This is a genomic window from Pseudomonas sp. TE31087 (assembly GCF_057284075.1).
In genome coordinates, this window is record NZ_JBXVNN010000001.1 from 5,550,229 (window position 1) to 5,567,025 (window position 16,797).

Annotated in this window: 12 protein-coding genes and 1 pseudogene; 4 read left to right on the forward strand and 9 right to left on the reverse strand. The window is 64.4% G+C overall.

From position 1 onward, the window contains the following. Window positions 1-112: 112 nt before the first annotated feature. Entirely contained in the window at window positions 113-2,704 is a 2,592-nt protein-coding gene (locus tag ACZ899_RS25135; protein WP_203651100.1) for a glycosyltransferase, read from the reverse strand. A 288-nt stretch (window positions 2,705-2,992) separates the two neighbouring features. Here ACZ899_RS25135 and tcdA point away from each other — a divergent pair, with 288 nt between their 5' ends. Continuing rightward, window positions 2,993-3,802: a tRNA cyclic N6-threonylcarbamoyladenosine(37) synthase TcdA gene (gene tcdA, locus ACZ899_RS25140; protein WP_203651101.1), complete on the forward strand. Its 810-nt coding sequence runs from the start codon at window positions 2,993-2,995 to the stop codon at window positions 3,800-3,802. Between the two features lie 88 nt (window positions 3,803-3,890). Here the strand turns inward: tcdA and ACZ899_RS25145 are convergent, their stop codons facing one another. The 4 genes from ACZ899_RS25145 to ACZ899_RS25160 form a co-directional block, all read right to left on the reverse strand. Next, entirely contained in the window at window positions 3,891-4,301 is a 411-nt protein-coding gene (locus ACZ899_RS25145) for a SufE family protein (protein ID WP_203651102.1), read from the reverse strand. Continuing rightward, a complete protein-coding gene (locus tag ACZ899_RS25150; RefSeq protein ID WP_234562478.1) occupies window positions 4,298-5,503 on the reverse strand; it encodes a cysteine desulfurase in 1,206 nt (401 codons plus the stop codon). Before ACZ899_RS25150 ends, ACZ899_RS25145 begins: the two co-directional genes overlap by 4 nt. Before the next feature lie 90 nt (window positions 5,504-5,593). Beyond that, a complete protein-coding gene (gene dapD / locus ACZ899_RS25155; protein WP_203651106.1) occupies window positions 5,594-6,628 on the reverse strand; it encodes a 2,3,4,5-tetrahydropyridine-2,6-dicarboxylate N-succinyltransferase in 1,035 nt (344 codons plus the stop codon). 42 nt (window positions 6,629-6,670) lie between these two features. Next, a complete protein-coding gene (locus tag ACZ899_RS25160) occupies window positions 6,671-7,018 on the reverse strand; it encodes an ArsC family reductase (RefSeq protein WP_203651108.1) in 348 nt (115 codons plus the stop codon). Between the two features lie 280 nt (window positions 7,019-7,298). On the opposite strand from ACZ899_RS25160, the gene ACZ899_RS25165 reads away from it, so the two are divergent. After that, a complete protein-coding gene (locus ACZ899_RS25165; protein WP_234562479.1) occupies window positions 7,299-8,945 on the forward strand; it encodes a Na+/H+ antiporter in 1,647 nt (548 codons plus the stop codon). Here the strand turns inward: ACZ899_RS25165 and ACZ899_RS25170 are convergent, their stop codons facing one another. The 4 genes and pseudogenes from ACZ899_RS25170 to map all read right to left on the reverse strand — a co-directional run bounded on the left by ACZ899_RS25170 (window position 8,946) and on the right by map (window position 14,535). Then, the gene (locus ACZ899_RS25170; RefSeq protein ID WP_203651110.1) at window positions 8,946-9,683 is read right to left on the reverse strand and encodes a zinc metalloprotease; all 738 of its coding nucleotides are present in this window, start codon (window positions 9,681-9,683) and stop codon (window positions 8,946-8,948) included. 121 nt (window positions 9,684-9,804) lie between these two features. Further along, on the reverse strand, window positions 9,805-10,998 hold the full coding sequence (gene dapC, locus ACZ899_RS25175; protein WP_234562480.1) for a succinyldiaminopimelate transaminase: 1,194 nt from the start codon (window positions 10,996-10,998) through the stop codon (window positions 9,805-9,807). Between the two features lie 21 nt (window positions 10,999-11,019). Further along, window positions 11,020-13,727, reverse strand: a pseudogene (locus tag ACZ899_RS25180) ([protein-PII] uridylyltransferase). Window positions 13,728-13,752: 25 nt separating this feature from the next. Beyond that, a complete protein-coding gene (map, locus tag ACZ899_RS25185; RefSeq protein WP_050704409.1) occupies window positions 13,753-14,535 on the reverse strand; it encodes a type I methionyl aminopeptidase in 783 nt (260 codons plus the stop codon). A gap of 348 nt (window positions 14,536-14,883) precedes the next feature. Here map and rpsB point away from each other — a divergent pair, with 348 nt between their 5' ends. Then, window positions 14,884-15,621, forward strand: coding sequence for a 30S ribosomal protein S2 (rpsB, locus tag ACZ899_RS25190; RefSeq protein WP_028690678.1), 738 nt, complete (start codon window positions 14,884-14,886; stop codon window positions 15,619-15,621). 185 nt (window positions 15,622-15,806) lie between these two features. Beyond that, window positions 15,807-16,670, forward strand: coding sequence for a translation elongation factor Ts (tsf, locus tag ACZ899_RS25195; RefSeq protein ID WP_050704410.1), 864 nt, complete (start codon window positions 15,807-15,809; stop codon window positions 16,668-16,670). Window positions 16,671-16,797 lie beyond the last annotated feature (127 nt).

Sequence of the window (16,797 nt, forward strand, 5' to 3'; positions counted from 1 at the left end):
TGGGGCCGCGTTACGGCCCTTTCGCGGCACAAGGCCGCTCCTACAAAGACCGCGCTGCCTGTGTAGGAGCGGCCTTGTGCCGCGAAAGGGGCGCAACGCGCCCCCGGCGATCTCAAGCCTGTTGTGGCTCTGCAACCTTCTCGGCGGGCTTGGGCAACGACGACAGCAACGCCATCACCAGCGCCGCCAGGTACGGCAACGACTGCACCAGCAACATCGCCACCCAGAAGCGCATGTCCGAACTCGGCAGCCCCTGCACCAGGTAGATCCCCAGCGCCGCGCCCCACAGCAGCAACATGATGAACAGCTCTTCGCGGGCTTCGGAGATCGCCACCAGCACACCGTGGCTGTCGGCATTCTTCGGTGTGCGGAAAAACGGCATGCTGCTGGTGAAGAAACCGTACAGCACCGCCTTGGCAATGGTGTGCGACAGCGCCAGCCCCGCCAGCGCTGCAGCGAAGGCATCTTTCATGTTGACCCCCACTGCGCGGCGGTAGAGGAAGACGATCTTGCCGACCTTGAAGAAGAACAGCGCCAGCGGCGGAATGGCGAACATCATCAGCGGCGGGTCGACCCGGTGCGGCACGATGATCATCGCCGCCGACCACAGCAGCGCGCCGACGGTGAAGAAGATGTTCATGCCGTCGGCGATCCATGGCAGCCAGCCGGCCAGGAAGTGGTAGCGCTGGCCGCGGGTCAGCTCGCTGCCCTTGCCGCGCAGCAGGGCGCCGGCGTGGTGCTTGATGATCTGGATGGCGCCATAGGCCCAGCGGAAACGCTGTTTCTTGAAGTCGATGAAGGTGTCGGGCATCAGGCCCTTGCCGTAGCTGTTATGGGCATAGGCTGCCGACAGACCCTTCTCGAACACGCGCAGGCCAAGCTCGGCATCCTCGCAGATGCACCACTCGGCCCAGCCCAGCTCCTCGAGCACGCTACGCCTGGTCATGGTCATGGTGCCGTGCTGGATGATCGCGTCACGGTCGTTGCGGGTGACCATGCCGATATGGAAGAAGCCCTTGTATTCGCTGTAGCACAGCTTCTTGAAGGCGCTCTCGTGCTGGTCGCGGTAGTCCTGGGGCGATTGCACCACGGCGATCTTCGGGTCGGCGAAGTGCGGCACCATGTGCTTGAGCCAGTTGCGATCGACACAGTAGTCCGAGTCGATCACCGCGATCACCTCGGCGTCCTTGGCCGTATGCGGGATCAGGTAGTTCAGCGCGCCACCCTTGAAACCGGCCAGCGGCGCGACGTGGAAGAACCTGAAGCGCTCGCCGAGCTTTTCGCAGTGGGCCTTGAGCGGCTCCCACACGGCCGGGTCCTTGGTGTTGTTATCGATCACCAGCACTTCGTAGTCCGGGTAGTCCAGCGCGGCGAGGGCGTCGAGGGTCTGCTTCACCATCTCCGGCGGTTCGTTGTAGCACGGCACGTGCACCGAGACCTTGGGCCGGTAGGCGCTGTCGCCCTGCACGGGCAGGAACTCCCGCCGTCGCTTGTGAATCCACACCGCCTCGGCCAGTTCATGGGCCTCGGTCAGCAGCACGATGAACACCCCGAGGGCGCCCAGCGCCAGCAGCACGCCCACGGTGAGGCTGAACCAGGTGCTGTACTGCTGGCTGTAGTCATAGGCGATCCACACCAGCACCGACCCGCACAGGAAGGTGATGAAGGTGAGGAAGGTGCGCCCGCGCTGGCGCAGGGCCGAGCCGTCGATCAGCAGGATGGCCAGGGCGATCATCGCCAGCACCACCGAGGCCACGGCCAGGGCGCGCCATTGCGGGATCGCCACGATCGGGCCCTCGAAGTTGAATTTCTGCTGGCGCTCGGCGTTGTACACGCCCCAGTAGGCGCCCACCGAGCCTTCGTCGCTGGCCTTCCACGGCTGATCGTAGGCTTCGATGACGAAATAGTTGTAGCCGCGGCGGTTGAGGGTGTTGACCAGGGTGCGCAGGTAGATGGCCTGGTCGGCCTGGGTGGCGTCGGCGCCGCCGCGCATGCGGCCGTTGCTTGGCCAGCCGACCTCGGACAACAGCAGCGGCTTGCGCGGGAACTGCTTGCGCAGCTCGCGGGCACGGTCGAGGACGAACTGCACCGAGTCCTTCATGGGCACGAACTCCCAGTAGGGCAGGATGTGCGCGGCGACCAGGTCGACGTGTTTCGCCAGTTCCGGGTGCTCCTTCCAGATGTGCCACTGCTCACTGGTGGTCACCGGCACCTTGACCGCGGCGCGGACCCGGTCCAGGTAGCCGATCAGTTGCTCGGCGGTGACTTCCTCGCGGAACAATGCTTCGTTGCCGACCACTACCCGCACCACGCTGCGCGAGGTGTTGGCCAGGCCGATGGCCTTTTCGATCTCCCGCTCATTGCGTTCCTGATCGTTGCTGATCCAGATCCCCAGGGTGACACGCAGGCCAAGCTCTTCGGCCAGGCGCGGCACCTCGGCCTGGGTACCCTCGACGGTGTAGATACGGATGTTGTCGGTCAGCTTGTTCAGTTGCTCGAGGTCCTGGCGGATCTCGTCCTCGCTGGGGTATTGGCCCTTCTGTGGGCTCTGGCCGAGACGGAACGGCGAGTAGGAGAAACCGGAAATCTGTTCCGGCCAGGCGGGGGCGGATACCGGGCGGTTGATCAAGGCCCAGAACCCGGTGAACAGCGCGGCGATGGCCAGGACCACCACCAGGTTGAGACCGAATTTACGTGATGACATAGGTGTTCGAGGTTCCGAAGAGGGGAGCGAGGCGTCGCCGCTGGGGCGTGGGTCCTACGGATTCCGGGGAAGGTAATCCGTTGGATTGTCGACAGAGGATGTAGTTCTCAGTCCGCCTGGCTGTCGTCCAGATATAGTTGCTTGATAGGACATTAAAGCAGGCATGGCAGGATTTTTTCCAATCCGTGGCCGCTCTGGCACGCCCAGGTGGCGTGATCGGGCCGTGCGCTATGCCCGCGAGCCCATGGCTTGGCCTATAATGCGCGCCGGTTTTTTCGGGGTATCAGCATGAGCACAGAAGATCCACGCTTCGCCGGCGTCGCCCGGCTCTACGGCGACGACGGCTTGCAGCGCCTGAGTCAGGCCCATGTGGCCATCGTCGGCATTGGCGGGGTTGGCTCGTGGGCGGCCGAGGCCCTGGCCCGCAGCGGCGTGGGCGAGATCAGCCTGTTCGACCTGGACGATGTCTGCGTGAGCAACACCAACCGTCAGGCCCATGCCCTCGAAGGCCAGGTCGGCCGAGCCAAGGTCGAGGTGATGGCCGAGCGCCTGCGGGCGATCAACCCAGCCTGCACGGTGCATGCGGTGGCCGATTTCGTCACCCGCGAGACCATGGCTGAGTACATCACCGAGCAGATGGACTGCGTGATCGACTGCATCGACAGCGTGATGGCCAAGGCGGCGCTGATCGCCTGGTGTCGCCGTCGCAAGATCGCCATCGTCACCACCGGTGGTGCCGGCGGGCAGATCGACCCGACCCAGATCCAGCTTGGCGACCTCAACAAGACCTTCAACGACCCGTTGGCTTCACGGGTGCGCTCGACCTTGCGCCGCGACTACAACTTCTCGCGCAACACCAGCCGCAACTATGGCGTGCCGTGCGTGTTCTCCAGCGAACAGCTGCGCTACCCCAAGGGGGATGGCAGCGTGTGCCTGCAGAAGAGCTTTGTCGGTGAAGGCGTGCGCCTGGACTGCGCCGGTGGATTCGGTGCGGTGATGATGGTTACCGCGACCTTCGGCATGGTCGCGGCGAGCAAGGCCGTGGAGAAACTGGTGGCCGGGGCGCGCCGGCCTTCTGAGCGGATCAAGCCTGAATAAATGGGGCCCTTCGCGGGTAAACCCGCTCCCACAGGTCTTGCACACTTCCTGTGGGAGCGGGTTTACCCGCGAAGAGGGCAGCACCGATTCAACGGTTAGACACCAGCTCCGCCATCTTCAGCAACACCGCATGCAGCCCATTGCTGCGTGACGGCGACAACTGCCGCTCCAGCCCCAACTGGGTAAACCAGGCGCTCAGGTCCAACCCCATCAGTTGATCGCTGGCCAAGCCTTGCACCCGCACCAGCAGAAGCGCCAGCAAGCCCCGCAGCATCCGCGCATCGCTGCCGGCCTTGAACCGCCATTGGCCGTCATCTTGCACCGCCACCAGCCATACCAGGCTTTCGCAACCGTGCACGCGGTTGTCCTCGGTCTTCTCCGCATCCGTCAAAGGCTCAAGGCGATCCCCCCACTGCATCAGCAACCGCGCCCGCTGCTCCCACCCGCGCGCCTGCTCGAAACTCTCCAGCGCCTGGCTGGCCTCGGCCGACAGGCTCATCGCAGCAGCTCCAGGCCCCGGTCGAGCGCCTCGAAGAAACGTTGCAGGTCGTCGCTGTCGGAATAGAGCCCCAACGACACGCGGATCGCGCCGTCCAGGCCCAGGTGCCTGAGCAGCGGCATGGCGCAATGATGCCCGGCGCGCACGGCGATGCCCTGTTCGGTCAGCAGGTGGGCAATATCGGCGTTGTGCACCCCATCGATGACGAAACTGGCCAGCGCCACCTGGGGCGCGCCGAGCAGACGAACCCCCTCGCGATCAGCCAGACCGCGTACCAGATGCTGGTGCAGGGTGGCCTCATGGGCAACCACCGCGTTGGCATCGAGGCTGGCCAGGTAATCCAGGGTGGCGCCCAGTCCGATGACACCCGCGATCGGCGGCGTGCCGGCTTCGAAGCCCAGCGGTGCCGGGCGGAAGCTGGCCTCCTGGTAGTCCGCCAACTGCACCATCTCGCCGCCGTACTGCCAGTGGCGCAGCAGTGCCAGCGCCTGCTGGCGGCCGTACAGCACGCCCACGCCATCCGGGCCGTAGAGCTTGTGGCTGGAAAACACATAGAAGTCGCAGTCCAGTTGCTGCACGTCGTGGCGACCATGGACCACGCCTTGCGCGCCATCGACCACGCTCAGCGCGCCTTGGGCTCGGGCATGGGCCAGCAACGGTGCCAGCGGCTGCCAGGTTCCCAGCACATTGGACAACTGGCTGATCGCCAGCAAGCGGGTGCGCGGGCCGATCAGTTGCAGGGCCTGTTCCTGGTCGACATGCCCCAGGTCGTTCACCGGCAGGATCACCAGGCGCAGTTGACGTCGATGCGCCAGTTGTTGCCAGGGCAGCAGGTTGGCGTGGTGTTCCAGGGCGCTGACGGCGATTTCGTCACCGGCCTCGAAGCGGTGCTCCAGGCCATAGGCCAGAAGGTTCAGGGCCGAGGTGGCGCCGTGGGTGAAAACGATCTGCCGCGAGTCGGCGGCATTGAGCCAGGCGGCGACCTTGTCGCGGGTACCCTCGAAGGCCTGGGTGGCCAGGGCGCCGGGCAGGTGCTGGGCGCGGTGCACGTTGGCGGCGCCATGGCCATAGTAATGGCTCAGGGCATCCAGCAAGGCCTGGGGCTTCTGGGTGGTGGCGGCGCTGTCCAGGTAGGTCTGGTGCTGCCGTTGCAGGGCGGCGATGGCGGGGAAATCGGCGCGCCAGGGAGAGGGCTGGAACATGTTAGCGGGGCCTGGAATAAAAATCGGGTCTGCCCACAAGCAACGCCTGTGAGCAGACCCGATCTTATCACTTCAAACCCGGGCAGGTTCTCAGTTGTGCGCGTGCAGCGCCTCGTTCAGCTCGATGGCCGACTTATGGGTCTTGCACTCCACCGCGCCATTGAGCGAGTTGCGACGGAACAGCAGGTCGGTCTGGCCGGCCAGGTCGCGGGCCTTGACCACCTTGACCAGCTGGTTGTTCTCGTCCAGCAGGTTCACCTTGGTGCCGGCGGTGATGTACAGGCCGGCCTCGACGGTGTTGCGGTCGCCCAGCGGGATGCCGATGCCGGCGTTGGCGCCGATCAGGCAGCCTTCGCCGACCTTGATGACGATGTTGCCGCCACCGGACAGGGTGCCCATGGTCGAGCAGCCGCCGCCCAGGTCCGAGCCCTTGCCGACGAACACGCCGGCGGAGACGCGGCCTTCGATCATGCCCGGGCCTTCGGTGCCGGCGTTAAAGTTGACGAAGCCTTCGTGCATGATGGTGGTGCCTTCGCCGATGTAGGCGCCCAGGCGCACACGGGCGGTGTCGGCGATGCGCACGCCGGCCGGCACGACGTAGTCGGTCATCTTCGGGAACTTGTCCACCGAGAACACTTCCAGCAGTTCGCCTTTCAGGCGCGCTTCCAGTTGCAGCTCGGCCAGCTCGGCCAGGTCGACCGCGCCCTGGTTGGTCCAGGCGACGTTCGGCAGCAGCGGGAAGATGCCGGCCAGCGATACGCCGTGCGGCTTGACCAGGCGGTGCGACAGCAGGTGCAGCTTGAGGTAGGCCTCGGGGGTGGAGGTCAGCGCGCCGTCTTCGGCCAGCAGGGTGGCGACCAGCGGCTTGTGGCTCTCGGCCAGGCGGGTCAGCAGCGCGGCCTGGGCGGCATCGACGCCCTTGAGCGCGTCGGCCAGCTGGGCGGCCTGGGCGGTGGTGAAGGCGATGGCCTGGTTGCCCCCTTCATAGCCCAGTACCGGTGCAACGGCCGCGACCAGTTCGGCGCAGGGTTTGAGCACAGGCTGTGCGTAGAAGACTTCCAGCCAGGCGCCCTGGCGGTTCTGGGTGCCGACACCGAAGGCCAGGCTGAACAGCGATTGAGACATGCGATTACCTCGTACGAAATTGGGATGGAGCGTAATGCGGGATCAGGTCAGCGCCGCGGCGTACAGGTCGGGCTTGAAGCCGACCAGCGTGCGCTCGCCGAGGTCGAGCACCGGGCGCTTGATCATCGACGGTTGGGCGAGCATCAATTCGACGGCCTTGGCCTGGTCGAGATCGGCCTTGCTGGCGTCATCGAGCTTGCGGAAGGTGGTCCCGGCGCGGTTCAGCACGACTTCCCAGCCGTGCTCGTCGCACCAGCGGTTCAGGCTGTCGCGGTCGATGCCCTGGGTCTTGTAGTCGTGGAAGTCGAAGCCGATGGCCTTGTCTTCAAGCCAGGTGCGGGCCTTTTTCATGGTGTCGCAGGCTTTGATGCCGTAGAGAGTGTAAGCCATTGAATGCCTGGGGCAGCCTGGTCGGGCCGGGCGTCCCCGATGCTCCTTGAAGATTGGGTGGGCCGATTATGCGGCATCGATGGGGCTGGCGCCACGCCTGCGGGCTGGAAGGCCACGCCGATGTGTTTCACCGCTTCTCGCGTAGCATTGTGTTACATATTCACGGCCAGGCTGCGACTATCGTGCAGCGGTCCACGATAGCGCGTCCCCGCTAACATATTGTTTCAATGGCGATGTTTCGCCTCGCTGTGGTTTCTCCGATCAAACAGGAAGCTTGCCGATGCAGTCAGCCTATACCGTCCTTATCCTGCTGATGCTGGTGAGCGTGTCAAAACTGGTCGGGCGGGTGCTGCCGCTGCCCTTGCCGCTGGTGCAGATCGGCGCCGGCGCCTTGCTGGCCTGGCCGACCCTGGGGCTGCACGTGGCGCTGGACCCTGAGCTGTTCCTGTTCCTGTTCCTGCCGCCGCTGCTGTTCGCCGACGGCTGGCGCATGCCCAAGCGCGAACTGTGGCGCATCCGCGGACCGGTGGTGGCGCTGGCGGTGGGGCTGGTGCTGTTCACCGTGGTCGGGGCCGGCTACTTCATCCACTGGTTGCTGCCGAGCATTCCGCTGGCGGTGGCCTTCGCCCTGGCGGCGGTGCTGTCGCCCACCGACGCCGTGGCCGTGTCGGCCATCGCCCAGGACCGTCTGCCGACACCGCTGATGCACATGCTTCAGGGCGAGGCGCTGATGAACGACGCCTCGGGCCTGGTGACCTTCAAGTTCGCCCTGGTGGCGGCGATAACCGGGGTATTCTCGTTGACCGAGGCCAGCCTGACTTTCGTCCTGGTCGCCCTTGGTGGCCTGGCGGTGGGGGTGGCGTTGAGCTGGCTGGTCGGGCGCCTGCGCATGTGGATGATCACCCGTGGCTGGGACGACCCGGCCACCCATGTGGTGTTCATGCTGCTGCTGCCCTTTGCCGCCTACGTGCTCGCTGAGCGCCTCGGCGTGTCCGGCATTCTCTCGGCGGTGGCCGCCGGGATGATGCAGAGCTGGCTGGACCTGCTGCCCCGGCAGACCAGCACCCGCCTGCTCAACCGCAGTGTCTGGTCGCTGCTGGAGTTCGCCTTCAACGGGCTGATCTTCCTGCTGCTGGGCCTGCAACTGCCGGACATCATCAAGGCGGTGGTGAGCGACGAGGCTGCCGTGTGGTCGACCCTGGCCTGGCGCTGCCTGGATGTGGTGGCAATCTTCGCCACGCTGGTGCTGTTGCGGTTCATCTGGGTGCAGAGCATCTGGCGAGCTATCGGCGTGGTTAGACGCTGGCGTGGCAAGCCCGCGCTGGTGCTGATGCCGACTGCGCGCTCGTGCTGGTTGCTGACCCTGGGCGGCGTACGCGGCGCGGTGACCCTGGCGGGCGTGATGTCGGTGCCGCTGCTGATCGGCGCGAGCAAGGCGTTCCCCGAGCGCGACCTGCTCATCTTCATCGCCGCCGGGGTGATACTGCTGTCGCTGGTCAGCGCCTGCATTGCCTTGCCGATCCTGCTGCGCGGCGTGACCAAGAGCCCGGACGAGCGCTTGCACCAGGAAGTGCAGGAGGCCTGGCGACGCACGGCAGAGGCGGCGATCCATGCGCTCGAGGCCGAGGAGGTGATCGATGCCAACGCGCCGCAGGATGCCGCCCAGGCGACTCTGGCCACCGAGCTCAAGGCGCGGCTGATGGCCGAGTACCGCGATGAGCTGGACAGCTACAACGACAGCGCCGAGGCCAGGGCGCTGGCCGAGCAGATGGATCAGCTGGAGCGTCGTTTGCGCCTGCGCGCCCTGCGTGCGCAACGGCTGGAACTGTACGAGCTGCATCGCCAACACTTGGTGGGGGACGAAGTGGTGCGCCAGGTGCTGGGCGAGCTGGACCTGAGCGAGGCCAATCTCGGGCAGGTCCGCTAGTTACTTGCACGAAGCCGGATAGACCAGGCGCATGAAGCGCTTGTCCTTCTTGCTTATTTTCAGGTTATGGCTGCGCTTGAAGCCATGGTGCGTGAGCTTCTGCCTGATGCGGTAATGCATGATCGACTGGCTGTCATAGGGCAGGATGAGCAGGTCGCCGTTGTCGGGCAGTGGCAGGAACTGAGTGGCGAGGTCCTCTTCGATCAGCTCGTCGAGGTCATCCGGGTTGTTGGCCTCGTCGACCAGGAGCACGGCCAGCAACTGGCGCAACGCGTCCAGGTCCCAGGGGATGTTGGCTTGTGGGTGCTGGTGCTCGTGCTCCATGCCCAATGCGTGCCCGAACTCATGCAATACGTACGACTCGAACAACGGGTCCGACAGCTTGACCCCCAATGCCATGGTGGCGCCGTCCACTTCCAGGGCCTGGTTGCCCAGGAAACTGAAATTCACGCCTTCCTGCACATCGGTCTGGATGCGGATCTCGGCTTCGTTGACGTTGTTGTCGAGGAGTTCGAATGTCAGGTTGGCGTATTTCAGCCATTGGCACGCGGTGTCGAAGATCGCTTTCTTGAGCCACGGGCAGGGCGTACCGATGAACGAGATTCTCAGCGTCTGGCCTGGGCGCCAGAACACGGAATGATCGGCCACCGAGCGCTTCTTGCGCGGCTTCATCGCTTGGGGCAGTTGCAGCTTCTGGCGTAGGCGGTAGGTCGCGTTTGCCACGAGAACATCGGACATCGTTGTGCACCTTCAGGGGTTGGGAGGTGCCAACTATCGGTCGCCAGCGTTCTGCACTGACGGTACTTAATGCTTGCCTCGATTGAGATTGCGCCCCCCCTGTGAGGAGGGGCGCCTGCCATCAGCGGCCCAGGAACGCGCGAATCCGCTCGGCCGCCTCGATGCACTCGGCCAGCGGCGCGACCAGCGCCATGCGCACGCGCCCAGCGCCCGGATTGACCCCGTCCACTTCGCGGGACAGGTACGAACCCGGCACCACGGTCACATGCTCGGCCTCGAACAGGTCGCGGGTGAAGTCGGCGTCGCTGCCTGGCACCTTGGCCCACAGGTAGAAGCTGCCGTCCGGGCGTTGCACGTCGAGCACCGGCTGCAGGATGTCGAGCACGGCATCGTACTTGGCGCGGTACTGGTCGCGGTTGTCGCGCACATGGGCCTCGTCCTGCCAGGCGGCGATGCTGGCCAGCTGGGTCTGCACCGGCATGGCGCAACCATGGTAGGTGCGGTACAGCAGGAACGGCTTGATGATTTCGGCATCGCCGGCGACGAAGCCCGAGCGCAGCCCCGGCAGGTTGGAGCGCTTGGACAGGCTGTGGAATACCACGCAGCGCTTGAAGTCCTGACGGCCCAGCTGCGCGCAGGCGCTGAGCAGGCCCGGTGGTGGCGCGTCCTCGTCGAAGTACAGCTCGCTATAGCACTCGTCGGCGGCGATCACGAAGTCGTGCTCGTCGGCCAGGGCGATCAGCTTTTTCAGGGTGTCCATCGGCACCAGGGCGCCGGTGGGGTTGCCCGGGGAGCACAGGAACAGGATCTGGCAACGCTTCCAGACGTCGGCCGGCACGGCGTCGAAGTCGGGGTTGAAACCGTTGTTTTCCAGGCAGGGCAGGTAGTGCGGGGTGGCACCGGCCAGCAGGGCCGCGCCTTCGTAGATCTGGTAGAACGGGTTGGGGCTGACCACCAGGCCATCTGCCGAGCGATCGACCACGGCCTGGGTGAAGGCGAACAGCGCCTCGCGGGTGCCGTTGACCGGCAGGATATGGCGGTCGGCGTCCAGCCAGCCGGCCGGTACGCCGAAGCGCCGCTCGCACCACTGGCCGATGGCCTGGCGCAGGGCCGGCAGGCCCAGGGTGCTGGGGTAGACCGCCAGCTTGTCGAGGTTGTCGGCCATGGCCTTGGCGACGAAGGCCGGCGATTCATGCTTCGGCTCGCCGATCGACAGGGCGATCGGGCGTTTGTCCGCCGCCGGCTTCACGCTCCCCAGCAGGGCACGCAGTTTCTCGAACGGGTAGGGCTGGAGCTGGGTCAGTGCTGGGTTCATTGGCGCAAGGTCTCGTTATCGTCAAAAGGTCATGCGGGTGGGGCTGGCATCGCTGGCCTGTCCGGCCTGCAGCTGCTGGACGATGGCCTCCTGCAGGCGGCTGCACAGCTGCGGGTCGGACAGCGGCTGGTTGTCGGCGTCGGTGATGAAGAACACGTCCTCCACGCGCTCGCCGAGGGTGGCGATCTTGGCGTTCTGCAGCGAGATGTCGAACTCCAGGAAGATCCGCCCGATCCGCGCCAGCAGGCCGGGCCGGTCCGGTGCGGTGATCTCGAGGATGGTCACCGGGCGCTGGGCGTCGTTGAGGATGGTCACCTGCGGCGGGAAATCGAAGTGCTTGAGCTGGCGTGGCACCCGGCGCTGGATGATCGCCGGATAGTCCTCGGGGGTGCGCAGCGCTTCGGTCAGGCCGTCGCGGATCTGCCTGACCCGTTGCGGGTTGTCGCCGATCGAGCCGCCGTCGTTGTCGAGCACGATGTAGGTGTCGAGGGTGAACTGGCTGCTCGAGGTGATGATCCGGGCGTCGTGGATGTTCAGGTTGAGCTGGGCCATGGCGGCCACGGTAACGGCGAAGAAATCATGCTGGTCAGGGGCGTAGATGAAGATCTGCGTGCCACCCTCGAACTCGCGCTGGGTGGTTTCCTTGATCAGCACCAGCGGCCCGCCGTCGGCCGGCTGCTGGAGGATCGCGTCGCTGTGCCAGGCCACGTCGGCGGCGTTGTGCTTGAGGAAGTAGTCATCGCCCAGTTGCGACCAGAGCTGCTCGACGTCGTCCGGGTCGGTGCCCTCGCGCACCAGGATGTCCAGCGCCGCGCTCTGGGTCTGGCGGATCTGCTCCTCGCGGTCCAGCGGGTTCTCCAGGCCCCGGCGCAGGGCGCGCTTGGTCTCGGTATAGAGCTGGCGCAGCAGGCTCGCCCGCCAGGAGTTCCACAGGCTGGGGTTGGTGGCGTTGATGTCGGCCACGGTCAGCACGTAGAGATAGTCCAGGCGCGTCTCGTCGCCCACGTTCAGGGCGAAGTCGTTGATTACCTGCGGGTCGGAGAGGTCCTTGCGCTGGGCAGTGGTAGACATCACCAGGTGGTTCTGCACCAGCCAGACGATCAGCCGGCTGTCCCACGCAGGCAGCTGGTGGCGCGCGCAGAAGGCCTGTGCGTCCACTGCGCCCAGCTCGGAGTGGTCACCCTGGCGACCCTTGCCGATGTCGTGGTAGAGGCCGGCCAGGTAGATCAGCTCCGGCTTGGGCAGGCGCCCCATGAGCTTGCTGGCCAGCGGGAATTTCTCGGAAACCGGGGTGTACTGCAGCTTGCGCAAGTGCTTGATCAGGTTGAGGGTGTGCGCATCGACCGTATAGATATGGAACAGGTCGTGCTGCATCTGCCCGACGATCAGGCCGAACTCCGGCAGGTAGCGGCCGAGGATGCCATAGCGGTTCATCCGCCGCAGGTTGCGGTGGATGCCGATCTCGCACTTGAACAGCTCGATGAACAGGCTGGTGTTGCGGATATCGTTGCGGAACTTGTCGTCGATCAGGTGGCGATGTTCGCGCAGCAGGCGCACGGTGTCGGCGCGCACCCCCTTGATCTCGGGGTGCTGGGCCATCAGCACGAAGATCTCCAGCATGGCGAACGGGGTGCGCCGGAAGACGTTCGGGTTGACCGCTTCTATATAGCCGTCGTGCAGGCGGAAGCGTGCGTTCAGCGGCTGGGTGGCGCCGCTGTCGTCATCGGCGAGGATCACCTCCTCGAAGTGCTGGATGATCAGGTCGCACAGTTGGCTGATGCTCATCACCACCCGGTAGTATTGCTGCATGAACTGTTCGATGGCGCGCTTGGGGTTGTCGTCGGTGTAGCCCAGCAGCGCGGCGATGCTGCGCTGGTGGTCGAACAGCAGGCGGTCCTCGGCGCGCCCGGCGAGCATGTGCAGGGCATAGCGCACGCGCCAGAGGAAGGCCTGGGACGAGGCCAGCAGCTCGTTCTCGCTTTCCAGCAGGAAATCCTCGCCGGCCAGGGCGTGCAGGTTCAGGGTGCCGTACTGGCGCCGGGCCACCCAAAGCACCGTCTGGATGTCGCGCAGGCCACCCGGCCCGCCCTTGACGTTGGGCTCGAGGTTGTACTCGGTGTCGTTGTACTTGTGGTGGCGGGCCTTGAGTTCGGCGCGCTTGGCCAGGAAGAACTCCTTGCTCGGCCACATGTGCGCGGTGCTGGTGGCGTCGAGCATGCGTCGGCGCAGCGACTCGGGGCCGGCGATGGTGCGGCTTTCCATCAGGTTGGTGATGACCGTGAGGTCGGCCCGGGCCTGCTCGGCTCGGCGCATTCGTCGACGGTGCGCACGCTCTGGCCGACTTCCAGGCCGATGTCCCACAGCAGCGTGAGGAAGCGTTCGATGGCGTCGCGGTACTGCTCGTGCTCGGCGGCGTCGAGCAGGATCAGCAGGTCGATGTCCGAGAACGGGTGCAGCTCGCCGCGGCCATAGCCGCCCACCGCCACCAGGGCGATGCCGTCCGGCGCGCCCCAGCTGAACTGGTGCCAGGCCTGTTGCAGGATGTTGTCGACGAACCAGGCGCGATCCTCGATCAGCCGGCGGATCTCGCGGCCTTCACGGAAACGCTTGTCGAGCACCTCGCCGGCCATGCGGATGGCCTTCTTGAAAGCGGCGATGGGGCTTGCCTTGAGGGCCAGTTCCGCCTGGAACTGGCCGCGGTCGAACAGCTCGGGATCCACCTGGGGCATCGAGTCGCGTTCCTGTTAGTCAGTATCAGGCCGAGGTGCGCGGGATGGTGTCGTCCTTGCGCAGGGTGAAGATCTCGTAGCCGCTGGCGGTCACCACCAGGGTGTGCTCCCACTGGGCCGAGAGCTTGCGGTCCTTGGTGATGGCGGTCCAGCCGTCGCCCAGCACCTTGGTGTCGGCCTTGCCCTGGTTGATCATCGGCTCGATGGTGAAGGTCATGCCTTCCTTGAGTTCCATGCCGGTACCGGCGCGGCCGTAGTGGAGGATCTGCGGCTCTTCGTGGAACACCTTGCCGATGCCGTGGCCGCAGAACTCGCGGACCACCGAGAAACCGTTCTTCTCGGCGTGCTTCTGGATCACTTCGCCGATGTCACCCAGGCGGCAGCCGGGCTTGACCAGCTCGATGGCCTTGTACAGGCACTCCTGGGTGACCTTGGACAGGCGCTCGGCCCATGGCGCGACGGTGCCGACATGGAACATGCGGCTGGTGTCGCCGTGGTAGCCGTCCTTGATCACGGTCACGTCGATGTTGATGGTGTCGCCGTCCTTGAGCGCCTTGTCATTGGGAATGCCGTGGCAGACCACATGGTTGATCGAGGTGCAGATCGACTTGGGGAAGCCCTTGTAGTTGAGAGGGGCGGGGATCGCCTGCTGGACGTTGACGATGTAGTCGTGGCACAGGCGGTCGAGCTCCTCGGTGGTGACGCCGGGCTTGACGTGCTCCTCGATCATTTCCAGCACTTCGGCGGCCAGGCGGCCAGCGATGCGCATCTTCTCGATGTCTTCTGCAGTCTTGATGGTGACGGTCATGAACAGGCTCTCTACGGCGCCCTGTGTGGCGCGAACAAACGGGAAAGACCGGATTCTACCAGAGCGCGGCGGCGATCTGTCGGGAGAGTCCCGTGGATCCGCTGGTCTATTGAAGGCATTCTGGCCGCAAAGCATGGTTGCTGCAAAAGCCGCTGACGGACGAAGCATGATCCGGGTTCCGTTCGCGCTCGGCCTGTGGTATAAAATGCGCCGCTTTCGGGGGATGTCCTCCGTCAGCTCAAACCCACACACGTGTCGACACGATGGCCTGGGTGCCCGGTTTCCCTGGAAACACGGGTTGGTCATTGGGATACGTGGAGGCCCAACCCGACTTATCAAGGAACTATCATGTCCCAAGTCAACATGCGCGATATGCTGAAGGCCGGTGTGCACTTCGGCCACCAGACCCGTTACTGGAACCCGAAAATGGGCAAGTACATTTTCGGCGCGCGTAACAAGATCCACATCATCAACCTGGAAAAAACCCTGCCAATGTTCAACGAAGCTCTGTCCTTCGTAGAGCGCCTGGCCCAGGGCAAGAACAAGATCATGTTCGTCGGCACCAAGCGTTCCGCCGGCAAGATCGTCGCCGAGCAAGCTGCTCGTTGCGGTTCGCCATACGTTGACCACCGTTGGTTGGGCGGCATGCTGACCAACTACAAGACCATCCGCGCCTCGATCAAGCGTCTGCGCGACCTGGAAACCCAGGCCGAAGACGGCACCTTTGCCAAGCTGACCAAGAAAGAAGCCCTGATGCGTTCGCGCGATCTGGAAAAACTGGACCGCAGCCTGGGTGGTATCAAGGACATGGGCGGCCTGCCTGATGCCCTGTTCGTGATCGACGTCGACCACGAGCGCATTGCCATCACCGAAGCCAACAAGCTGGGCATTCCGGTCATCGGCGTTGTCGATACCAACAGCAGCCCGGAAGGTGTTGACTACATCATCCCAGGTAACGATGACGCTATCCGCGCCATCGAGCTGTACATGACTTCGATGGCTGACGCCGTCATCCGCGGCCGCAACAACGTTGCCGGCGGCACTGAAGTCTACGCTGAAGAAGCGGCTGCACCTGCTGCTGAGTAATTGACGCCTGGCGTCTACTTGGCACGCAAAAAGGGGGCTTGGCCCCCTTTTTGCCACCTTGAAATCCTGCTGTCAGCAACGGCCCCGCATCATGGGCGAGCTGATATAAAGGCAGCGATTTGCAGAATTTAACGCCCGTGACGAGCGGGTGGAATGGTTGAAAAACTTTCCAAGAGGATTTTGAAATGGCAGCAATTACTGCGGCGCTGGTCAAAGAACTGCGCGAGCGTACTGGCGAAGGCATGATGGATTGCAAAAAGGCCCTGGAAAAGGCCGGCGGCGACATCGAGAAAGCCATTGACGACATGCGTGCCTCGGGCGCCATCAAGGCCGCCAAGAAGGCTGGCAACGTCGCTGCTGAAGGCGCTATCGCCGTCAAGACCGACGGTAAATCCGCCGTTCTGCTGGAAGTGAACTCGCAGACCGACTTCCTGGCTCTGCAGGACGACTTCAAGAACTTCGTTGCTGAAAGCATCGAAGAAGCCTTCGCCCAGAAGCTGACCGACGCAGCTCCGCTGATCGCCTCGCGTGAAGCCGCTCGTGAAGCCCTGGTTGCCAAGTGCGGCGAGAACGTCAACATCCGTCGCCTGGTGCGCGTTGAAGGCGACGTTGTCGGTGCCTACCTGCACGGCAACAAGATCGGTGCCGTTGTTGTCCTGAAAGGCGGCGACGTCGACCTGGCCAAGAACATTGCCATGCACGTTGCAGCCTCGAACCCAGAGTTCCTGGATGCGTCGGAAATCTCCGCCGAGGCCATCGAGCGCGAGAAGAACGTCTTCCTGCAGCTGAACGCCGACAAGATCGCCGGCAAGCCGGAAAACATCGTTGAAAACATGATCAACGGTCGTATCTCCAAGTTCAAGGCCGAAGCCTCGCTGAAAGAGCAAGCCTTCGTCATGGATCCGGAAGTCAAAGTCGGCGCGCTGGCCAAGAAAGCCGGTGCTGAAATCGTTTCCTTCACCTACTTCAAGGTCGGCGAAGGCATCGAGAAGCCGGTTGACGACTTCGCTGCCGAAGTTGCCGCCCAGGTAGCTGCCGCCAAGCAGTAAGACGGATTTGTCTGTCGCCCCGAAGAGGCTGCCCGCTTACGCGCGCAGCCTCTTTGTCAAAGCGGGAGCGGTTCACGAGACCGTTGTTCGCTGACGCATGAATTGCGTCACGCTAGAGTTACGCGCA

Excerpts from the sequence above, each read along its gene's own strand:
- ACZ899_RS25145 (WP_203651102.1), bottom strand. The coding sequence starts at position 4,301 with ATGAGCCTGTCGGCCGAGGCCAGCCAGGCGCTGGAGAGTTTCGAGCAG.
- dapC (WP_234562480.1), bottom strand. The coding sequence starts at position 10,998 with ATGAACCCAGCACTGACCCAGCTCCAGCCCTACCCGTTCGAGAAACTG.
- ACZ899_RS25135 (WP_203651100.1), bottom strand. The coding sequence starts at position 2,704 with ATGTCATCACGTAAATTCGGTCTCAACCTGGTGGTGGTCCTGGCCATC.
- tcdA (WP_203651101.1), top strand. The coding sequence starts at position 2,993 with ATGAGCACAGAAGATCCACGCTTCGCCGGCGTCGCCCGGCTCTACGGC.
- ACZ899_RS25150 (WP_234562478.1), bottom strand. The coding sequence starts at position 5,503 with ATGTTCCAGCCCTCTCCCTGGCGCGCCGATTTCCCCGCCATCGCCGCC.
- tsf (WP_050704410.1), top strand. The coding sequence starts at position 15,807 with ATGGCAGCAATTACTGCGGCGCTGGTCAAAGAACTGCGCGAGCGTACT.
- map (WP_050704409.1), bottom strand. The coding sequence starts at position 14,535 with ATGACCGTCACCATCAAGACTGCAGAAGACATCGAGAAGATGCGCATC.
- ACZ899_RS25165 (WP_234562479.1), top strand. The coding sequence starts at position 7,299 with ATGCAGTCAGCCTATACCGTCCTTATCCTGCTGATGCTGGTGAGCGTG.
- dapD (WP_203651106.1), bottom strand. The coding sequence starts at position 6,628 with ATGTCTCAATCGCTGTTCAGCCTGGCCTTCGGTGTCGGCACCCAGAAC.
- ACZ899_RS25170 (WP_203651110.1), bottom strand. The coding sequence starts at position 9,683 with ATGTCCGATGTTCTCGTGGCAAACGCGACCTACCGCCTACGCCAGAAG.
- ACZ899_RS25160 (WP_203651108.1), bottom strand. The coding sequence starts at position 7,018 with ATGGCTTACACTCTCTACGGCATCAAAGCCTGCGACACCATGAAAAAG.
- rpsB (WP_028690678.1), top strand. The coding sequence starts at position 14,884 with ATGTCCCAAGTCAACATGCGCGATATGCTGAAGGCCGGTGTGCACTTC.